Source organism: Actinoplanes sp. NPDC048967 (assembly GCF_040649415.1).
In the GTDB taxonomy this organism is placed as follows: Bacteria; Actinomycetota; Actinomycetes; order Mycobacteriales; family Micromonosporaceae; genus Actinoplanes.
Window position 1 is genome coordinate 1 of the sequence record NZ_JBEZFL010000007.1, and the last position, 19,240, is coordinate 19,240.

At 72.4% G+C, this 19,240-nt stretch carries 22 protein-coding genes; 8 read left to right on the plus strand and 14 right to left on the minus strand.

Features of this window, described 5'->3' with window-relative positions:
• Positions 1 to 96 precede the first annotated feature (96 nt).
• From AB0C12_RS28260 to AB0C12_RS28280, 5 genes are all read right to left on the minus strand, one after another.
• Entirely contained in the window at positions 97 to 933 is an 837-nt protein-coding gene (locus AB0C12_RS28260) for a YafY family protein (protein WP_360552861.1), read from the minus strand.
• A 42-nt stretch (positions 934 to 975) separates the two neighbouring features.
• Positions 976 to 1,374, minus strand: coding sequence for a nuclear transport factor 2 family protein (locus tag AB0C12_RS28265; protein WP_360552862.1), 399 nt, complete (start codon positions 1,372 to 1,374; stop codon positions 976 to 978).
• A gap of 65 nt (positions 1,375 to 1,439) precedes the next feature.
• Positions 1,440 to 2,399: a non-homologous end-joining DNA ligase gene (ligD, locus tag AB0C12_RS28270; RefSeq protein WP_360552863.1), complete on the minus strand. Its 960-nt coding sequence runs from the start codon at positions 2,397 to 2,399 to the stop codon at positions 1,440 to 1,442.
• A gap of 4 nt (positions 2,400 to 2,403) precedes the next feature.
• Entirely contained in the window at positions 2,404 to 2,757 is a 354-nt protein-coding gene (locus AB0C12_RS28275; protein ID WP_360552864.1) for a hypothetical protein, read from the minus strand.
• 88 nt (positions 2,758 to 2,845) lie between these two features.
• Positions 2,846 to 3,886, minus strand: a complete 1,041-nt coding sequence (locus tag AB0C12_RS28280) for a LacI family DNA-binding transcriptional regulator (RefSeq protein ID WP_360552865.1) — start codon at positions 3,884 to 3,886, stop codon at positions 2,846 to 2,848.
• Between the two features lie 239 nt (positions 3,887 to 4,125).
• On the opposite strand from AB0C12_RS28280, the gene AB0C12_RS28285 reads away from it, so the two are divergent.
• Positions 4,126 to 5,226: an acyltransferase gene (locus AB0C12_RS28285; protein WP_360552866.1), complete on the plus strand. Its 1,101-nt coding sequence runs from the start codon at positions 4,126 to 4,128 to the stop codon at positions 5,224 to 5,226.
• A 152-nt stretch (positions 5,227 to 5,378) separates the two neighbouring features.
• Here the strand turns inward: AB0C12_RS28285 and AB0C12_RS28290 are convergent, their stop codons facing one another.
• Entirely contained in the window at positions 5,379 to 6,713 is a 1,335-nt protein-coding gene (locus AB0C12_RS28290) for an MFS transporter (protein WP_360552867.1), read from the minus strand.
• Positions 6,710 to 7,261, minus strand: a complete 552-nt coding sequence (locus AB0C12_RS28295; RefSeq protein ID WP_360552868.1) for a helix-turn-helix domain-containing protein — start codon at positions 7,259 to 7,261, stop codon at positions 6,710 to 6,712. Before AB0C12_RS28295 ends, AB0C12_RS28290 begins: the two co-directional genes overlap by 4 nt.
• A gap of 62 nt (positions 7,262 to 7,323) precedes the next feature.
• Between AB0C12_RS28295 and AB0C12_RS28300 the strand changes: the two genes are divergently transcribed.
• Positions 7,324 to 7,749, plus strand: coding sequence for a GNAT family N-acetyltransferase (locus AB0C12_RS28300; protein ID WP_360552869.1), 426 nt, complete (start codon positions 7,324 to 7,326; stop codon positions 7,747 to 7,749).
• On the opposite strand, the gene AB0C12_RS28305 is transcribed toward AB0C12_RS28300, so the two are convergent.
• On the minus strand, positions 7,741 to 8,583 hold the full coding sequence (locus tag AB0C12_RS28305; RefSeq protein ID WP_360552870.1) for a DUF1932 domain-containing protein: 843 nt from the start codon (positions 8,581 to 8,583) through the stop codon (positions 7,741 to 7,743). The two genes, AB0C12_RS28300 and AB0C12_RS28305, sit on opposite strands and share 9 nt — an antisense overlap.
• A 99-nt stretch (positions 8,584 to 8,682) precedes the next feature.
• Between AB0C12_RS28305 and AB0C12_RS28310 the strand changes: the two genes are divergently transcribed.
• Entirely contained in the window at positions 8,683 to 9,603 is a 921-nt protein-coding gene (locus AB0C12_RS28310; protein ID WP_360552871.1) for an intradiol ring-cleavage dioxygenase, read from the plus strand.
• Positions 9,604 to 9,648: 45 nt separating this feature from the next.
• Here the strand turns inward: AB0C12_RS28310 and AB0C12_RS28315 are convergent, their stop codons facing one another.
• Positions 9,649 to 9,897 carry an SCO4226 family nickel-binding protein gene (locus tag AB0C12_RS28315; protein ID WP_360552872.1) on the minus strand — a complete coding sequence of 83 codons (249 nt, stop codon included), beginning with the start codon at positions 9,895 to 9,897 and terminating at the stop codon, positions 9,649 to 9,651.
• Positions 9,898 to 10,006: 109 nt separating this feature from the next.
• Between AB0C12_RS28315 and AB0C12_RS28320 the strand changes: the two genes are divergently transcribed.
• Entirely contained in the window at positions 10,007 to 12,841 is a 2,835-nt protein-coding gene (locus AB0C12_RS28320; protein ID WP_360552873.1) for an AAA family ATPase, read from the plus strand.
• 316 nt (positions 12,842 to 13,157) lie between these two features.
• Here the strand turns inward: AB0C12_RS28320 and AB0C12_RS28325 are convergent, their stop codons facing one another.
• Complete coding sequence (locus AB0C12_RS28325) at positions 13,158 to 13,769, minus strand: hypothetical protein (RefSeq protein WP_360552874.1); 612 nt, start codon at positions 13,767 to 13,769, stop codon at positions 13,158 to 13,160.
• 1 nt (position 13,770) lies between these two features.
• Here AB0C12_RS28325 and AB0C12_RS28330 point away from each other — a divergent pair, with 1 nt between their 5' ends.
• Complete coding sequence (locus AB0C12_RS28330; protein ID WP_360552875.1) at positions 13,771 to 13,977, plus strand: hypothetical protein; 207 nt, start codon at positions 13,771 to 13,773, stop codon at positions 13,975 to 13,977.
• 37 nt (positions 13,978 to 14,014) lie between these two features.
• On the plus strand, positions 14,015 to 14,386 hold the full coding sequence (locus AB0C12_RS28335; RefSeq protein ID WP_360552876.1) for an MmcQ/YjbR family DNA-binding protein: 372 nt from the start codon (positions 14,015 to 14,017) through the stop codon (positions 14,384 to 14,386).
• Positions 14,387 to 14,523: 137 nt separating this feature from the next.
• On the opposite strand, the gene AB0C12_RS28340 is transcribed toward AB0C12_RS28335, so the two are convergent.
• From AB0C12_RS28340 to AB0C12_RS28350, 3 genes are all read right to left on the minus strand, one after another.
• A complete protein-coding gene (locus AB0C12_RS28340; protein WP_360552877.1) occupies positions 14,524 to 15,033 on the minus strand; it encodes a carboxymuconolactone decarboxylase in 510 nt (169 codons plus the stop codon).
• A 177-nt stretch (positions 15,034 to 15,210) separates the two neighbouring features.
• Positions 15,211 to 16,389, minus strand: coding sequence for an epoxide hydrolase (locus AB0C12_RS28345; RefSeq protein WP_360552878.1), 1,179 nt, complete (start codon positions 16,387 to 16,389; stop codon positions 15,211 to 15,213).
• An 11-nt stretch (positions 16,390 to 16,400) separates the two neighbouring features.
• Positions 16,401 to 17,006, minus strand: coding sequence for a TIGR03086 family metal-binding protein (locus tag AB0C12_RS28350; RefSeq protein ID WP_360552879.1), 606 nt, complete (start codon positions 17,004 to 17,006; stop codon positions 16,401 to 16,403).
• Between the two features lie 52 nt (positions 17,007 to 17,058).
• On the opposite strand from AB0C12_RS28350, the gene AB0C12_RS28355 reads away from it, so the two are divergent.
• Entirely contained in the window at positions 17,059 to 17,490 is a 432-nt protein-coding gene (locus AB0C12_RS28355) for a MarR family transcriptional regulator (protein WP_360552880.1), read from the plus strand.
• Between the two features lie 5 nt (positions 17,491 to 17,495).
• Here the strand turns inward: AB0C12_RS28355 and rnhA are convergent, their stop codons facing one another.
• Complete coding sequence (gene rnhA / locus AB0C12_RS28360; protein WP_360552881.1) at positions 17,496 to 17,957, minus strand: ribonuclease HI; 462 nt, start codon at positions 17,955 to 17,957, stop codon at positions 17,496 to 17,498.
• A 363-nt stretch (positions 17,958 to 18,320) separates the two neighbouring features.
• Between rnhA and AB0C12_RS28365 the strand changes: the two genes are divergently transcribed.
• Positions 18,321 to 19,235 (plus strand): ABC transporter ATP-binding protein, encoded by a 915-nt coding sequence (locus AB0C12_RS28365; protein WP_360552882.1) that lies wholly within the window; start codon positions 18,321 to 18,323, stop codon positions 19,233 to 19,235.
• Positions 19,236 to 19,240 lie beyond the last annotated feature (5 nt).

The following is a 19,240-nucleotide window of genomic DNA, read 5'->3' on the forward strand; positions in this document are numbered from 1 at the left end:
GGCTCCACACCTACAACCACCACCGCGCCCACACCGCGCTCGGAGGCCAGCCACCCATCAGCCGCATCAACAACGGTCCTGGTCACTACAGCTAGATCAGGCCCTGGGGAGCGTCTCTCCTGAAGCGGGTGCCCGCCCGCCGCGGCTGCCTCGCCGGCCGTGGGCCTGCCGGTCGCTGGGCGGCGGGATGGTCGCGGCGGGTCCGTCCAGGGCGGTTGACGCGAGACGCCGCGTCGGCCACCGCGCGAGGTCTGCCTCGAGGAGCGCCGGGTCACGGGGTGGCGGGATCTCGTCGAGGATGTCGAGTCGGGTGATCCGCTCGATGCGGAAGCCGCGGATCGCATCACGGAGCCGGCACCAACCGATCAGCAGCCAAGCGTCGCCCGCGCGGAGAAGTCCCATCGTCTCGACGTCGCGGACGGTGCTGGTGGTGTGGTCCGGGCCGCCGTCCTTGTCCTCACCCAGGTAGGTGAGCCGCACGAGGCGCCGGGCGGCGATCGCGTCGGAGAGCATCCCGAGTGGCACGGCGCCGCTCGTCGGGGCGACGGCGTCGATGACCCGCATCATCCCGAGCATCTCCTGCACGAGCGCACGATGTTCCTCCGCCATGACGGCAGCGATCTTCGATCGTGCGCGACGGGCCGCCCCCTGGTACGGCGAGGAATCGAGCAGCGCGAGTCCGGCGAGCACCGCCAGCGACTCGCCGGCGGACAGGTTCAGCGGCGGCAGCGAGTACTCACGCAGGATCGAGTAGCCGCCCGCCGCCCCGCGATCCGCGTAGATGGGGACCCCGGCCAGCTGGAGCGACCCGATGTCGCGTTCGACGGTGCGCGAGGAAACCCCGAACTCGGCGGCGAGCCGAGCAGCGGACCACGGCCGACGCGCTCCGCGGAGCAGGTCGACGAGGGCGTACTGCCGCTCGGCTCGCTTCATGTCCCGAAGTCTGGCAGAGGCAGCCGCTCCTGGTGCCGTTCCTCAGCTCCGCATGCTCCGCTGTCCGCCGACAGACCAGACACGTCGGACCCGGCCGTCCTCGGCGAAGTCGAACACGTCAACACCGCCCGCGCGCCGGTCGTCCGCCTCGACGTCCCAGAGCAGCCGGCCGTGGTCGCCGTCGATGGCATCGGCGACGCGTGTGAAGACGACGCCCGGGTTCTGCTTGTGCCACCAGTCGAGATACCGCGCGAACTCCTCGGCGGTGCGGATGGCGTCCGCGGGAGTCGACCCGTCGGGCTCGGTCACGGCGAAATGAATCCGGAAGTCGTCGGCACAGATCTGCCGGGCGATGTCGCCGTCGGTGTTCCACATCGTCAGCCACAGGTCGAGCGAGTGCCGGGCGGTCGAGCTGGTTGCGGGGTTCGTGTTCTCGGTCATGCATCCAGTGTTGGATGCCGACGCGACACCAGTATGTCGGTGTTTCCGGGATTCCCGTGCACTCCCTATCCCTCGACTTCGCGCTTCGCGCGGGCTCGGCGCTTGCCCTCGTGCATGGCGGCCACCCGGGCGACCGGGATCGTGTGTCCCTCGGCGACCAGCCCCGGGTCCAGCGGCTGTGGCGCGGGCATGTGCGCCGCCCACGGGTCGCTGCCGTTCAGCAGCTCCGGCGCCGTCCGTACGGTGAAGTCGGCCGGCGTCACGTCGTCGAGCACGTCCCAGCCCACCGGGAACGACACCGGCAACCCCGGCCGCACCCGCGGGCTGTACGCCGCCACCACAGTCGCGCCGCCCGCCCGGGTCGCGTCGAGGAAGACCTTGCCGTGCCGGTCCTCACGGATGAACGCCGTCGTCGCCAGCTCCGGATCGAGGCGCTCGGCGCGCGCCGCGACGGCCCGGGTCGCGGCGGCCACGTCCACGGTCGCGGCGCTGCCGTCGAGCGGCACGAAGATGTGCACGCCCTTGGACCCGCTGGTCTTGACCGCGCCGGCCATGCCCGCGTCGGCCAGCGCCCGGCGGACCAGGTGGGCGGCCCGGACCACCACGTCGAAGCCGGCGCCCTCGGGCGGGTCCAGGTCCATGATCAGGTGGGTCGGGTGGTCGCGGTCGGCCACGGTCATGAGGGTGGGGTGGTATTCGACCGCGCGCTGGTTGGCGAACCAGAGCAGCGTGCGGCGGTCGTTGCAGAGGGCGTACTGGACCTCGCGGTGTGACGCCTCGGCCCACACGGCGGTCCGCGGCACCCATTCCGGCGTGTATTTCGGCAGGTTCTTCTGCATGAATTTGTCCTGGCCGCGCAGCACCCGGATCACCGAGAGCGGCCGGTCGCGCAGAACCGCCAGGACCGGATCGCGGACCGCGTCCAGGTAGTCGACCAGGTCCCGCTTGGTCGCCCCGGCGCCGGGGAAGAGCTCCTGGTCCAGGTTCGTCAGGGGTACGCCGGCCCGTTCCTCTTTGTCCGCCATGGCCTCATCCTGCCCGGACCAGGCTCAGGGCGGGAAGCACCATCGCCAGGGTCAGCACCACGTACACGCCGCCGAGGAAGAACTGGCCGTGCCGGGTGGCGATGACAGCGCCGACGAACGGCCCCACGACAGCGGCCAGCGCGGCCAGCAGCAGGGTGCCCGGCTGCCGTTCGGGTCCGGTGACGCCCCAGCCGACCAGCAGCGACACGGAGACCAGCCAGATCAGGGTGACCAGGGTGACCTTGAGCGCGACCTCGGAGCGCACCCGGGCGGCCCGGCGCTCGGCGCGCAGCTCACCCTCCGACGGGAGCCCGACGTCGACGCGCGACAGCGGCGTCCGCTCGATCTCCAACGTCACAAGCAGCACTCTAGGGGAGCCGCCGGGGTCGCCGCATCACCAGCGCAGGATGACGTTCCCCCGCACGTGAGCAGGGTGACCGTCGCGCTCAGCGGGGTGGGCGTTCACCGCTGCCGCGGGGGATGACCGAGGTCGAGATGACGATCGAGCGGGCCGGGCCGGAGTGGCCGCTGATCCGTTCGTGGGCCAGCCGGGCCGCCTCCCGGCCCATCGCCACCGCGTCGTGCGCCACCACCGTCGTGCCGATGACCTCGGCCAGGTCGAAGTCGTCGAAGCCGATCAGCGCGGGCGGATCCGGCCGGTCCTTGAGCGCCCGCAACGCGCCGGTGGTCAGCCGGTTGTTCGTGGTGAACAGCGCGGTGGGCGCCGGGTCCAGCGCCAGCAGCTCGCGCACGGTCTCCTCGGCCCGGCGTACGTCGTGCACGTCGGTGCGCAGATACCGCTCCCACTCGTCGTTGCCGGCCGCGTTCATGGCCGCCCGGAAGCCCTCGATGCGCTTGCGCTGCGGCACCGTGCGGGCCAGGTCGGCCACCAGAGCGATCCGCCGGTGGCCGCCCCGGAGCAGATGCTCGGCGCCGGCCCGGGCGCCGCCCGCGTTGTCGATGACCACCACGTCGGCGTCGATGCCGTCCGGTGGCCGGTCCAGGAAGACGAACGGCACGCCGCGGCTGCCCTCGATGGCCAGATACTCGTGGCGGTCCGCGCTCGGCACGATCAGCAGCGCCCGCACCCGCCGCTCCAGGAACGTGTCGATCAGCTCCCGTTCCAGCGTCGGGTCCTCGTCGTTGTTGGCCGTCACCAGTTGCAGCCCGTGCTGGCGCAGCTCGCGCTCGATCCCGCTGGCCACGGCCGAGTAGAACGGGTTGGTCAGGTCGCCGCTGATCAGCGCCACCAGCGCCGAGGTGGCGCCCCGGCGCAGCTCGCGCGCGATGCCGTTGAGCCGGTAGCCGAGCTGGTCGGCCGCGTCGCGGACCCGGCGGCCGGTGTCCTCGGCGACGTTCGGCTCGCTGTTGAGCGCCCGCGACGCCGTCTTGAGGCTCACGCCGGCGAGGGCGGCCACCTGGGTGAGCGTCGGCCGGCGGGCGGTCGCTTCGTCGACGGCGCCGTCGGCGGACCGGGATGCGGGCATGGTGCTCCGAACTGTCGGCGAGAACGGTGGGCCGGAGGCGATCTGGCGGCTCAGGCGGCAATTATGACATCGACACCGCCCGGCGCGGCCGCCCCGGCACACGCCGACCGGTCCGGCCCCACCGAGCGGATCGGCGGCCCGGACCAACCGTTCGGACCGCTGCGAAGATCGGCAAAAATACTACTGTCTGTAGTCTCCGGTCCGGACGGCCGGAGCCGATAGTGGCTGCTGGAGGCGTTGTGACGGACATCATCACCGTCGGCCGGGATCGATACTTCGACACGCTGCGTGCTGTCGCGATCATCCGGGTGGTGCTGTTCCACGCCTTCCCGCTCGCCGCGCTCGAACTCGTCTTCCCCTCGATGGGGGTCATGTTCGCGCTCGGCGGCTCGCTCATGGTCAAGTCACTGGACCGGTCGGCGACCCGGGCGGTGCGCAGCCGGGTGCGCCGGTTGCTGCCCGCGCTGTGGGTGATGGCGCTCATCGCCGTACCGGTGATGATCCAGCGCGGCTGGCCGGACCGGCCGTCCTGGCCGCACCTGCTGCTCTGGATCCTGCCCGTCGCGGATCCGCCGGCGAGTGAGTTCGGCTACCCGGCCGCGGGAGTGCTCTGGTACCTGGTCACCTACCTGTGGCTGGTCCTGCTGTCGCCGCTGCTGCTGAGCCTCTACCGCCGGTGGAACCTGCCGACCGTGCTGCTGCCGCTGTTCGGGCTGATGCTGCTGACCGCCTACCCGGACACCTTCGGCACGACCGCCGGCTGGGTGGTGCAGAACGTGCTGGCCTTCGGCTCCTGCTGGATCCTCGGCTTCGCCCACCGCGAAGGCGACCTGGCCAGGCTCCGGCCGGCCGTGGTGCTGGGACTGGCCGCCGCCTGCGTCGCCGGTGGGCTCGGCTGGGCGTACCTGCATCCGGCGGACACCGGGATGGACCTGACCGGCCTGCCGGTCGCGTACGCGGTCTTCTCCATCGGCTTCGTGCTGGCCCTGCTGCGCTGGGCGCCGCGGATGGACTGGCTCGCCCGGGCCCGGCCGCTGGACGGCTTCGTGTCGATGGTGAACAACCGGGCGGTGACGATCTACCTGTGGCACAACGTGGCCATCACCGCCGCGGTCTACCTCTTCGACCCGCTGAAGCTGTGGCGCATCCCCACCCAGGGCCTGGAGAGCGCCGTCGACTTCACCATCGCGCTGGCCACGCTCGCGGTGATCGTGCTCGCCCTGGGCTGGGTCGAGGACATCGCGGCCCGCCGGCCGCCGCGCTTCTCGCCGTTCGTGCGGCGGCGCCCCCTTCAGCAGCCCCTGGCTCCGGCGCCTGCCCCCGCGCCGGCGGCCATCTGAGCTGCTGGAAAAGAGCGGGCCCCGCACCGGCCGGTGCGGGGCCCCCTCTCATTTGACCTTCACCGTGGGGCCAGGTCCACGGTGATGGACATGGCAGACGAGTTCCTCACCATCGGGGCGTTCGCACGGGCCGCGGCAGCGGCCGTCCACTGCTACTGGGTGAGGGCCGCCGCGGTCGGCAGGTCGCGGCGGCCTCGCAACGGGCCCAGCACGAGGATCAGGCCGCTGGCGGCGTACCCGATGGCCATCAGCATGATCGCGCCGCGGAGGCCCAGCGGGCCTGACAGCGCGCCGCCCAGCACGGCCCCGACCGGGATCGCGCCGAAGTTGACGAACTGCATGCTGGTCAGCACCCGGCCGAACAGCGCGGGCGGGCAGTACGCCTGCCGGAAGCTCGCGCCGACCACGTTGCCGGCGATGGCGCCGGCGGCGACGCCGAGCATCCCGGCGACGAAGACGAGCAGACCCAGGCCCGGCCGGGTGAAGGGGATGAGCGCGGAAGCCACCCCGCCGAAGGTCTTGCAGGCGACCAGTGCCCGGGCGCCGCCGAGCCGGCGGACCAGCCGCGGGGTCAGTGAAGCGGCACCCACCCCACCGAGGCTCACCGCCGCGAACAACAGCCCGACGGTGGTGGTGCTGACCCCGATCTCACGCACCAGGAAGACGACCGCGATCGCGTTGATGCCGGTGAGCCACAGATTCGCGGCCGCGCCGTAGACGGTCTGATTGCGCAGGTACTTGTCCCGCAGCAGCCAGCGCGCGCCGACGACGATGTCGGCGCGGATGCTCGCCCGCGCGGTCGGCGCCGGCCGCCGCTCCGCGCGCCGGATGCGCCACAGTGCGAAGGCCGAGATCAGAAAACTGCACGCGTCCACGACCAGGCCGGCCACCGCGCTGACCGCGGCGACGAGCAGTCCGCCCGCCGCCGGGCCGGCCACCTGGGCGGCGGACTCGGTGCTCTGCAACGCGGAATTCGCTCCGACCAGGTCGTCGTCGAACATCGCCGGCAGGTACGCCGCCCAGGCGACGCTGAAGAACACCGTGGCGACGCCGAGCAGCAGGGTGACGGCGAGCAGATGGACCATGGTGAGAGCGCCGGCCCAGGCGGCGACCGGCACGCTGATCACGAGTGCGGCGGAGACCAGGTCGCTGACGAGCATCACCGGCCGGCGGGCGACCCGGTCGATCCAGGCGCCGGCGGGCAGGCCGATGAGCAGCCAGGGCAACCAGGCGGCGGCGGTGAGCAGGCTGACGGTGAAGGCACTCGCGTCCAGGACCTGCACGGCGATCAGGGGAGTGGTGACGGCGGCGACCGAGCTGCCCAGGCGGCTGACGGTCATGCCCGCCCACAGCTTGCGGAAATCGGCGTCGCGGAGGACACTCCGGCGCTTGGCTTCACCCGGGCCGGCCGGGGTCGCGACGGCCGTGTTCGGGCCGGCCCGGTCGGGGCTGGTCGTTGCCGGGCCGGCCGGGGGCCGGGCGGTCACGGGCGAGCCGGGAAGCCCCGGCCGATCACGAAGACCGGCTCCCGGTCCGGCGCCTCCGGACGTCCCGCGTAGCGGTCCATGACCGCCTGGATCTCCGCGCCCATCTCGGCCAGCTCGGCCGGGCTCAACCGGAGGAAACCGTCGGTGGCGAACGCCGCGTCGCTCCACGGCTCCTCGCGCGAGGCCGGGCTGCCCAGCCAGGTCGAGATGAGCTCCACCTGCCGTTGCAGCCCGATCGCCACGGCCGCGTCGGCCGCCGCGATGTCCGCGGCGTCGGCGGCGAAGTCGGCCGTGCTCCAGCTGATGCTCCGGTCCGGCATGCGCCACCAGTGCTCCTTGCGGTTGCGCGCGAGCTCCGGCGCCTCCTCGATGAGACCGGCCTCGGCGAGCACCCGCAGGTGGTGGCTCACGTTGGCCACGGCCTGGCCGGTGGTGCGGGCCAGCACGCTGGGCATGGACGGCCCGTCCACGCGCAGCACGTCCAGGAGCCGGCGTCGTACCGGATGCGCGACCGCCTTGAGGACGGCGGCGTCCTTGATCTGAGCCATGACCCCACTCTGGCATGGTTAATGATTGTTGCGCAACAACTCTTTACCATTATCCTGGGGCAATGATCCGATCCAGAGCAGCCACGGATCTGCCTGCCTGCGTGGTCGCGCTGCGGGTGGTGCACGAGGTGGACGGTTATCCGCTGAACTGGCCGGCCGAGCCGGAAGCCTGGCTGACGCCGCCGGGCCTGCGCGGCGCCTGGGTGGCGGTCGAAGGGGAGGCGGTCGCCGGGCATGCGATCGTGACCGGTGCGGGGGAGCTGAGCAGACTTTTCGTCAGTCCCCAGCGGCGCGGCGCCGGCCTGGCGCGAGAGTTGATCGCTCACGCGCGTGCGGCTCACGGTGGGCCGCTGGTGCTGGAAGTGGCCAACGCCGCGGCAGCGGCCTACTACGAGCGCACCGGGTGGGTCTTCACGGGCAGCGCGGTGGCGGACTGGACCGCGCCCGACGGCAGCCCGGTCACCCTGCGCCGCTACCGCTCAGCGTGACAGCCGCCGCACGATCTCCTCCGGCGGGAGCTGACGATCCGCCGACTCCGGCGCGCCGGCCGCCAGCTCGGTCGCGGCGATGTCCGCGTACACCACCGCCAGGGCCTCGAACAGCGCCGGCGTCAGCCCCGCCGCCTGCTGGGTGACCGCGATCTCCCGCATCTCGTCGACGAACCGGTGCGCCTTCGTGGCCGCGCTCACCACCCCCGCCGAGTCGTCCAGTCCGTTGCGGGCCAGGTCCGCCAGCACCTGCTCCAGCACCCCGTGCTGCCCGGCCGTCCGCATCGCCTGCGTGACCAGCGCAGTCAGTCCCTTGTAGACGCCGGCCGTGCACATCTTCAGCGCGCTGGCCGAACCCGGCCCACCGCTGAGCACCACCGGCTCGACCTGACCGTCCCACGGCAACCCGGCCACGACCTCCGCCTGCGGCCCGCTGAGGTAGATCCGGGCACCCGGCCGGGCGGACGGCGGCGGTCCCGAGATCGAGCCGTCCACGACCGGCAGTCCGGCGCAGGCCCGCGCGATCCGGGTCATCGTCGGCGGCGCGACGGCGTTCAGGTCCGCCACCACCGGCGTCACCCCGGTACGGCGGGCCGCCGCCGCGACGCTGTGCGCGACACCCAGAGCCTGCGCCGGCGGGGTCACCGACAGCACCACGTCCGCGGCGGCGATCACCTCGTCCAGGCCGGGCAGCAGTTCCAGGCCGGCGGCCAGCCGCTGGGTCCGCTCGGAGCGCCCGGCCGTGGTCGCGACCACTCTCGCGCCGCCGGCCCGCAGGGCACCGCCCAGGCCCGCGCCCATGTGTCCCGGACTCACGATCGCCACAGTCACCATGCCCCGACATTAAAGTCCGGGCCACAGCCGGGACACAGATGACGCACAGTGAACCTTGGTTGTCTTCGGGGAGACAACCCGCGAGGAAAGGCGACCACCGTGCAGGAACAAGGTGATCAGGACAACGCCGCATACGTGCGCCGGGTGCACGACAAGGGGCTGCAGTTCGACCTGCGGACCATGTCGCGGCGCCGGCTGCTGGCCGCTTTCGGCGGGGTGGGTGCCCTCGCCCTGGTCGGTGGGACCGCGGCTTGCGGCAGCACGACCGAGACGGGGACGACGGCCGGCGCCACCAGTGCCGCCGCTGCCGCCGGCACCGCCACCGAGGTCGAGTCGGAGACGGCCGGGCCGTACCCGGCGGACGGGTCGAACGGGCCGGACGTGCGGACCGAGTCGGGCATCGTGCGCAAGGACATCCGCACGTCGTTCGGGGACTCGAGCGGGACCGCTGAGGGCGTACCGCTGGAATTCTCTCTGGTCGTCACCGACCTCGACGGCAGAGCTTTCCCCGGGGCCGCGGTCTACGCCTGGCATTGTGACCGCGACGGCAACTACTCGCTGTATTCCACCGGGGTGACCGACCAGAACTATCTGCGCGGCATCCAGGAGACCGACGCCTCCGGCACCGCGACTTTCACGAGCATCTTCCCGGCCTGCTACTCGGGCCGGTGGCCGCACATCCACTTCGAGGTCTACTCGTCGCCGGCCGATGCCACCAGCGGGGACGGCCCGATCGTCAAGACCTCGCAGATCGCCCTCCCGCAGGACGTGGCCGACGCCGTCTACGCCACCGACGGCTACAGCAGGAGCGTCAGCAACATGAGCCAGGTCAGTCTGGCCACCGACAACGTGTTCGGTGACGACTCGGCGGTCACCGAGCTGGCCACCGTCACCGGCAGCGTCGCCGACGGTTACGTCGCCAAGCTCACGATCGCGGTCGATCCGTCCGGCGAGGAGACCGGCGGCGGCGGGCCGGGCGGTATGCCGCCGTCGGGTGTCCCGCGTCCGGCCTCCTCCTGAGCGGACGGTTCCGCCCGGGCCGCACCCGGCCCGGGCGGAACCCGCTCACGCCTCGGCGGTCAGCTCGTAGATCTCGGTCACCGGGTGACCGGCCTTCTCGTGCACGCGCTGGACCGCCTCTTTGCTCGGCCCGGTCGACAGGCAGAACACTTTGCCCTGCTCAGGGTCGAGCCACGCCCGCTCGAAGTGCACCCCCTCCTCCCCTTCGATCTTCAGGTCGGCCTCGTGCGCGGCGTCCAGTTCCGCCGGGGTCACCCCGTGGAACCCGCTGTGCACGTCCATGAACTTCGCCATCGAACTCGTCCCCTCACTCGGTTACCGGCATCAGCCTGCGGGGACGGTCCGCGTCGGACATCGGTCATAACACCTAGGAAGGCCATCGGCTTCGGCCTAGAGTCACGCCATGCGTGCCCCGAGCCCCGTGCTGGTCGGCCGCGACGACCTGCTGGCGCTCGCGGACCGCCGGCTCGCGGCGACCGCCGGCGGCCGCGGCGAGCTGCTCTTCCTGGCCGGTGAGGCCGGCATCGGCAAGACCCGCCTGCTGACCGAGATCGCCGGCCGGGCCACGGCGAGCGGTTTCACGGTGGCCGGCGCGGCCGCCTTCCCGGCCGACGCCGACGTCGCCGCCGGGCTGATCACCGACGCACTCTCTTCTTTCGGTACGCGCACAGCAGAGCTCCTCCGCCGGTCCCACGACGGCGACAGCCACCGCCAGCGTCGGCTGCTGGTCACCGGCCTGGCCGACGCGCTCGCCGAGGCCGGCGCGGGACCGCAGCCGGTGCTGATCACGCTGGAGGACCTGCACTGGGCGGACGACGTGACCCTGCAGACGCTGGCCCGGCTCGCCCACCGGCTGCCCGGCCTGCCGTTGCTGATCGTCGGGACGTACCGCAGCGACGAGCTGTACCCGCGGGTCCCGATGCGGGAGTGGCGCACCCGGCTGCTCAACCAGCGGCACGCCGAGGAGGTCCGCCTGTCCCGGCTGAGCCCGGCGGACACCGCGGCGCTGGCCACCGCGATCTCCGACCGCATCCTGCCCGCCACGGTGACCGGCGCGATCTTCACCCGCAGCGACGGGATCCCGCTGCACGTCGAGGAGTTCCTGGCCACGGTCGACGCGGAGACGGCCCTGCCGGACACGCTCGCCGAGGCGGTGCTGGCCCGGGCGGCGTCGTTGAGCGCGGCAGCTCGGTCACTGGCCGGCACGGCGTCGGTGATCGGCCGCTCCTTCGACGTGGACCTGCTGACCGCGATCACCGGCGAACGCCCGGACCAGATCGACGACGGTCTGCGCGAACTGGCCGAGCGCTTCTTCGTCCAGCCGCACGCCGACGGGTTCACGTACGACTTCCGCCACGCTCTGATCCGCGACGCGCTGCACGCCGACCTGCCCCCGCTCCGGCGCCGCGAGCTGCACGCCCGGGCAGCCGAGGCGGCGCTCGCGGCCGGGCTGTCCGACGCCTTCGTGAGCGACCAGTACGAACGCGCGCATCGTCCGGCCGAGGCCCACCAGCACGCGCTGACCGCGGCGGCCGCGGCAGTACGGATGTCCGCGCACCGCGAGGCCGTCGAGCTGTACCGGCGGGCGTTGCGGACAGCGCCGGCCGGCCTCCCGGTGGACAAGTCGGCGGCCCTGCTGACCGCGCTGGGCGGCGAACTCGCGGCGGTCGACGAGAACAGTGAGGCCGCGGAGACGCTGCTCACGGCGTACCGGATGCGTCTGGAGGCCGGGGACGCGCTCAGCGCGGCCGCCGTCGCCCCGCAGCTCGTCGCGGTCCGGCATCTGCTCGGTGCGGGCCTGGAGGAGCGCACCGGGCTGCTGCGCAACGGCCTGGACCTGATCGCGTCACGCGACGACGAGCCGGCCCAGGAGATCCGCGCCGGGCTGCACGCGGCGCTGGCCGCGGCCTACATGCTGGACCGGCGGCTCGAGGAGGCCACCGAGGTGGGGGTGCTGGCCGAGGCGTTCAAGGTGGCGGACTGTGATCATCCGCTGCGCTGCCACCTCGGCGGCACCCTCGGCTCGATCCTGGTCTTCGCCGGCCGCATGCACGAAGGCTGGCAGATGCTGGCGAACGCGATCGGCCGGGCCCGCCGCGGCGGCCTCGAAGCGGAGGCGGCCCGCGGCTACCGGATGATCGGCTCGTCGGCGTCGGTGCTGGTCGAATACGACCTGGCCCGGCAATGGCTGAGCGAGGGCATCGAGTACGCGGACTCGGTGGAACGCTGCAACGACCATCACTACATGGCGGCGCACCTGGCCCACGTGGACTGGGCCGAGGGAGCGTGGCCGGCGGCGGAGACGGGAGCGGCCCGGGCGCTGGCCGACGGACAGGGCGTCACCACCCGGATCACGGCCCTGCACGTGCTGGGCTATGTGGCCTTGGGCCGGGGATCGTTCGACATCGCCGATGAATGCATGCGCGAGGCGGCGGCGCTCGGGGAAGCGATGGGGGAGCTCCAGCGCATCTCACCGGCGTGGTGGGGCCTGGCGTCGATCGCTCTGCTGCGGGGAGAGCCGGCCGAGGCGATCGGGTGGTGCGAGCGCGGGTACGAGGCTTCGGCCAGGGTGCGGGATGCGGCTTATGTGTTCCCGTACGTGGTGACGGGGGTGCGGGCCCACCTGGCGAAACAGGATCTGACCGGAGCGCGGGACTGGCTGCGGCGCACCGGGGAGCTGCTGCGGGACCGGGAGATCCCGGGGACGCTCGGGGCGCTTGATCATGGGGCCGGGCTGGTGCACCTGCACGAGGGGCAGACCGGGAAAGCGCGGGTCGAGCTGGAGCGGGCGGCTGAGTTCTGGCGGGGGCGGCGGCGTTTCTGGGAGGGTACGCAGGCGGTGGCTGATCAGGCGCGGTGTGCGTACCGGTCGCGGCGGCCCGGGGACGCCGCGCGGTTGTCGGCCCAGGCGGCGGCGGAGGCTGAAGCGGCTGGGGCGGTGGTGTTGATCCCTGCCGGTGCCGCTGCTGCTGGGCGGCCCCGTTCGCCGGCGACTGCCGGCGGCACCCCACATGCGTCGTTGTCCGGGCCGGGGTCGCCGGGCGCGAATCCGCCTGAGCTCACCGCGCGGGAGCGGGAGGTGGCCGGTCTGATCAGGGAGGGCGCCACCAACCGCGAGATCGCCGCGGCGCTGTCGATCTCGCCCAAGACCGTGTCGGCGCACGTCGCACACATCTTGACCAAGCTTTCGGCGTCCCGCCGGGCCCAGATCGCGACGTGGGCTGCGACACATCGCTGACGATTGTCGACCGATCGGGGTACGTCGAACGGGCTATAGCTAGTGGTCAATACCTTGGCAAGAATCGGGTCATGACCGCGCCCGGAAACGACGCACTCCTGATCACACTGCTGGCCGCGTTCACGGCCTGCGTGGGATACGCCGCCGGCCGCCTGCACCAGTGGTACCGCACAGTCCTGGACCGCGACGAGGCGTACCGGGACGGATACGACACAGCGACGCGCAGCGTGTTCAGCCTGGCGGCGCGGTTGATCGGCCCCCGGCGAGCGGTCCGCGGTACGGCGGTCGTATCGCCGGCAGTCGCGTCCCGGCGTGATCAGTCGGTGCTGCTGCCCGCCTCGTCGTCTGTGACGCCGCCGCCCCCGGATCTTCGTCCGTCCGCCGTCAGCTCCCCGGCCCGCGCTGCTGCCGCCTCATCCCGCTCCGCTTCGTCTTCGTCGGCCGGGACCGCAGCTTCCGCACCCCGCTCGGCGTCGCCGGCCGCTTCCTCGTCGGGTCCGCTCGCCGGCTCGCCCTGGCCTGCCTCCCCCTCGGCGACCGATACTGCCGCCGCCTTCGGTTTTCCGGCGCCCACTTCTGTTTCGCCGCTGGCGCACGGCTCCGGTCCTACGCGGAACAGCTCCTCGCGACAGGGGAACAGTCCCTTCGCCACGGGGAAGGGCCCGTCTCCTGCGGCGAAGAGCTCATCAGGCGAAGGCAAGAATCCGCCGGTCGTCGAGACGGGTTCGTCGGCACTGGGGGAGACTTCCCCTTCCGGCGCATCGGTTGCGGGGCCGGGTTCACCCCGCCCGGCGGGCTCATCGCCGGGTTCACCGAGCGCGGCGGCGGGCTCAACCCCGGCATCGACAGATTCCCCGCTCGCGGCGGACAGCGCGCCTCCCAGCAGGACGGAATCGCCGGACCCAGGGAAGGGCTCGCCGTCGGCCACCGTGCGGCGTTCGTCCTCGGCCGGCCAGACCGAAAGCGCCGGCGGCGGCCGCCACCTCGTGCCCGACGAACTGGTCCGGGCCCCCACCTACCGTCTGACGCCGGACCGCGTCGCCCGGGCGAAGGTGCGCGAGGCGATCCTCGACGACGACGATTCCGAGGACACCACCCGCCTGCCCCCGTCGGTACCCCGCCCCCGCCAGTCGTGACGCCGGGAAGTGTCACAGCCCGGCGTTAGGGTGCGCCATGGTCACCGTCCAGGAGGTCCGCGAGGTCGCCCTGAGGCTGCCCCGCACTACCGAGCACCTGATCTACGACCGGGTGAAGTTCCGGGTGGGGCAGATCGTCTACGTGGCGTTCTCCCGCGATGAGACAGTCATGGGTTTCGGCTTCCCGAAGGAGGAGCGCGCGTCCCTGGTGGCGTCCCAGCCGAAGGTCTTCCACCTGCCGAAGGCGACCGACATGCGCTTCCGGTGGGTCCAGGCCTGGCTGGCGGAGCTCGACCACCGCCAGATGGAGGAGCTGGTCATCGACGCCTGGCGCATGGTGGTGCCGAAGCGGGTGGCCGCGGCCTACGTCGCCGGCCTGCCCGACGCCGACCCGCCGACCAGCGGTTAGGTCAGCAGGGGGTCGTGGGCATCCACCTGGAGACGGAGGTCCGGGACGTGGTGCTTCCGTGCCGGGTGGCGCAGTACGAGCGAGCAGGGTGACGTTGAGTACGCCCTGACCCGCGCCGAGTGGCCGGCCGCCCGTCCCTAACGCAGGTAGCCACCCTCGGCCAGGTTCTTGGCGTGCTGGGCGTACACCTCGGGCTCCCGCGGGGCGAGGGTGGCCAGGCCGTCGACGTAGCGGTTGTACATCGAGAAGGCCGCCGCGATCAGCACCGTGTCGTGGATGGTCTTGTCGTCGGCGCCGTGCTCGCGAGCCAGGTCGATGTCCGCGGGGCTGACGCTGCGGCCGTCGACGCGTACCTTCTCCGCGATCGACAGCAGGGCCCGCATCTTCTGGTCGGTCTGCGCGTGCTCGGTCGTCTTGCCCTCCTGGTGCAGCAGGTGGCCGGCGACCGCGCTGTGGATCCCGCTGCAGTACGTGCACTCGTTGCGGCTCGACACGTACGCGGCGATCGTCTCCCGCTCGCCGGGCGTCAGGGGTGACGGGCCCCGCAGCAGCGCATCGGCCAGGCCGTTGAGCGGGCCCGCGGTGTGCGGATACTGGACCAGGAGCCCGACCATGCCGGGCAGTTCGGGCAGGTTGATGTGCGGCACGCGCCCATCGTCCTGTGCGCGCGGCGGCGTGTCCAGCGAGCCGTCGGCTGCTCTCCGCGACCGTTCGCCCGATGGCCCGCGGCCTGCGCACCGGCGATGCGGTGAGGCCCGGGACGTCGCTGCCTGCGGGCCGGGGATTTCGGTGAGGCCCGGGACGTCGCAGCCTGCGCGAAGCGATCAGCCTCCCAGTCGCATCGCCCGCCGTCCGGCCCGCAGCTCCGCGACGAACAGCGCGGGCTGCTCGAAGGCCGCGAAGTGCCCGCCCCGGGCCGGCTCGCCCCAGTAGCGGATGTCCCGGAAACGCTTCTCGGCCCACCGGCGCGACGGTCGCGGATTCTCCTTCGGGAACACCGAGCATGCCGTCGGCACCTCGACCACATCCGTGGTGCCGGTGCGGAACCGTGCCTGGACCGCCCGGAAGCTCTCCCAGTAGAGCCGCGCCGCCGAGGCGCCCGTCCCGGGAAGCCAGTAGAGCATCAGATTGTCGAGCAGCTCGTCGCGGGTGAGCACCGTGGACAGGTCACCGTCGCAGTCCGTCCAGGCCTGGAACTTCTCGATGATCCAGGCGGCCAGCGCGGCCGGCGAGTCGACCAGCCCGTAGCCGATGGTCTGCGGCCTCGTCGACTGCTCCAGCGAGTAGCCGTCCCCGCTGTCGCCCGAGGCTTCGAGGTCGCGCAGGGCGGCCTTCTCCGCCTCGGTGAGCGCTTCGAACGTCGCCGGGTCCGGCGCCACCAATGGGGGCATGACGTGGATGCCGAGGATCTGGCCGGGATGCTGCTGGGCGATGCTCGTGCTGATGCTGGTGCCCCAGTCGTGACCCGCGGCCACGAAACGCGGATAGCCCAGTCGCGCCATGAGCTGCACCCAGGCTGCGGCTGTCCGTTCCACTGTCCAGCCCGGCTCGGCGGGACGGTCACTGAACCCGTACCCCGGCAGCGAGGGACACACCACGTGGAAGGCGTCCGTCGCCTCGCCGCCGTGCGCGACCGGATCGGTGAGCGGGCCGATCACCTTGGTGAACTCGGCGATCGAGCCCGGCCAGCCGTGCGTGAGCACCAGCGGCACGGCCTCGGCATGCGGCGAGCGCGCATGCCCGAAGTGGATGCCGAGGCCGTCGACGGTCGTCCGGAACTGGGGCATCCGGTTGAGCCGGGCCTCGGCCGCCGGCCAGTCGTAACCCTCGGCCCAGTAGCCGCAGAGTGCCCGCAGCTCCGCCAGGGGCACCCCCTGCGCCCAGCCGCCGGCGGTGGCCGGCTCGGGCCAGCGCGTCCGCCGGAGCCGCTCCCGCAGGTCGGCGAGGGCCTCGGCACCGGCCCTGATCGCGAAGGGCGTGATCCCGGACGACCGCTGATTCATGGTCCGGGACGCTAGCGGCCCGGTACGACATTCTGGCCCGGATCGCGTCCGAGCAGGGCGAGGATGCGATCCAGCGGGTCCTGACCGGGGTCCGGAACCGGCGGCGCGAAGGCCGCTCCGGGCGCCAGCCGGGCTTCGCCGGCGGGCACGGCCTCCGCGATGGGCAGGGCCGCGGCGAGCACGTCCGGCGGCAACTCGTACGCGACGCCGAGCGTGCGCGCGACGTCCCAGCCGTGCACGACGTAGTCGACGAGGTGGAAGCCGATGGCGAGCCGGCCGGGAATCGGCTGTGGCGTGATCTCGGGCAGCAGGAAGCCGCGTCCGGCCACGTCGGGCTGGGCGAACGCCGCGATGACGGACTCGGCTGCTTCCGCGTACTCCCGGGTGACGTCGTCGGCCGGCGGGCGGGGCTGCCAGATGTCGAGATCACCGCCGTGGCCGGCGGCTGCCGCGGCGAAACCGCGGTGCTGGGCGGTCATGTGGGCGAGGAGGTGGCCGAGGTCCCATTCCGCGCACGGTGTCGGCAGTGACAAGTCCGGCGGCCGGACCCGCGCGACGATCGGCACGGTCGCCCGGACAGCTCGCGCGTGGGTGGCGAGGAGGTCAATAGTATGCATGTGCTTACGATCTGCGGGCGTACATGATTTGTCAAGGTGTAGGTTTTCGGCCGTGCCCGACCCGGACCGCGACCGACCCGATCTCGGCGCGATGGTCGTGCGGCTCGGCCGCGCGCTGATCGCGGCCGAGCGGCCGGTGCTCGCCGCTCACGACGTGTCGATGTGGGGCTACGTCGTGCTCAGTGCGCTGGCCGACGAGCCGATGCGCACCCAGGCGGCGCTCGCGCGCGCCATCGGCGCGGACAAGACCCGGATCATCGGGACCCTCGACGAGCTGCAGGAACGCGCCCTGATCGAGCGCGAGCCGGACCCCGAGGACCGACGGGTACGCCTGCTGCGGCTGACGCCGGTCGGCCGGCAGCTGTACGCGTCCGTGAGAACCGGCGTCCGGGCCGCCGAGGAGCAGTTGCTGAGCGGGCTGACGTCGGCGGACAAGCGGGTCTTCCTGCGGGTTCTTCAGCAGTTGAGCCCCGAGCCGGACTGAACCCGTCAGCGGGCGGCGAGGGCTTCCTGCAGGCCGCGCGCGGCGAGCCGGTCGGCGCGCTCGTTCTCGGGATGACCGGCGTGGCCCTTGACCCAGTGCCACTGCACGTCGTGCCGGGACACGGCCGCTTCGAGGCGCTGCCACAGGTCGACGTTCTTGACCGGCTGCTTGGCCGAGGTGAGCCAGCCGTTGGCCTTCCAGCGGGGCATCCACTTCGTGATGCCGTCCCGCACGTAGATGCTGTCGGTGTAGAGCAGCACGGCGAGCGGCGCGCGGGTCAAGCTCTCCAGTGCCTGGATGGGGGCCATGAGCTCCATCCGGTTGTTGGTCGTGGAGGAGGCCTCGCCGCCGCAGAGGTCCTTCTCGCTGGAGCCCCAGCGCAGCACGGCACCCCAACCGCCGGGTCCGGGATTGGGGATACAGGCGCCGTCGGTGTAGATCTCCACCGCAGTGGCCGAGCCAGTCATGCGCAGCACCCTACCGACCAGCTCGAGCCGGGAGGGCGGCAGAGCGGGAGGCTCCCACCGCATCGAGTGAGCGTCAGGCCGCCGATCCGGTGCCTGCGTGACGCCGCAGGCTTGCCGGGGGGAACCGGTTCCGGACCGGCGGCCTGCCCCCGCAGTGCCCGAGAGCGGTGGGAGCGCTCCCACCGCCAGCCTAGCGAATCGGCCGCCCGCCGCCAAACCATTCGGAAACACTCACATACCACCGCCGACCAGCCGCTCCGCGACCTGCGGTTCTCGCCCGGGACAGGCGGGCCCGGCGCGGCCTGGGCCACACCGCTGTGGACAGGCGGGAGTAGCGGACCGGCCAGCCAGTACAGTTTCGGCATGCGTGAGGCAGCCGTCGAGGTGCAGGACGTCGTCGTGAAGTACGGCGATGTCGTTGCCGTCGACGGCGTCTCGCTGACCGTGCCGCGCGGCGCGATCCTGGCCCTGCTCGGCGACAACGGCGCCGGTAAGACCAGCTTGCTCCAGGTCTGTGAGGGCTTCCGGGCGCCCGACGCCGGGTCCGCCCGGGTGCTGGGGCTCGACCCGGTCGCCGATCACGACGATCTGATGCCGCGGCTCGGCATCATGCTGCAGTCCGGCGGTGTCTATCCCTGGGCGACCGCCGGTGACATCCTCCGGCTCTTCGCCTCCTTCGCCGCGCATCCGCTCGACACCGACATGCTGCTCGACCGGCTGGGGCTGCGGAAGTTCGCCAGGACCACGTTCCGCCGGCTCTCCGGCGGTGAGCAGCAGCGGCTTTCCCTGGCCGTCGCCCTCGTGGGCCGGCCCGAGCTGGTCTTCCTCGACGAGCCCACCGCGGGCATGGACGTCGGCGCCCGCCGGACGACCTGGGAACTCGTCGAGAGCCTGCGCACCGACGGCGTCTCGGTCCTGCTCACCACGCACCTGCTCGACGAGGCCGAGAGCCTCGCCGACCACGTGGTCATCATGGACAACGGCGTGGTCGCCGCGACCGGCACGCCGGCGGAGCTCACGGCCGCGGCCGGCATCGACCTCCTCCAGGTGCGCGCGGACCCCGCCCTCCCGGTCGCCGACCTCGCCGCCCGCCTGGACGCCAAGGTCACCGAGGACAACCCGGGTGAGTACGCGATCGCCGGCGCCCTCGACACCGAAGCCATCGCCGCGGTGCTCGGCTGGTTCGCCACGGCCGGCGCCCAGGTGACCGCGGTCAACACCCGCCGCCGCACCCTCGAAGACGTCTACCTGGCGCTGACCGCGGGAGCCACCCGATGACCCAC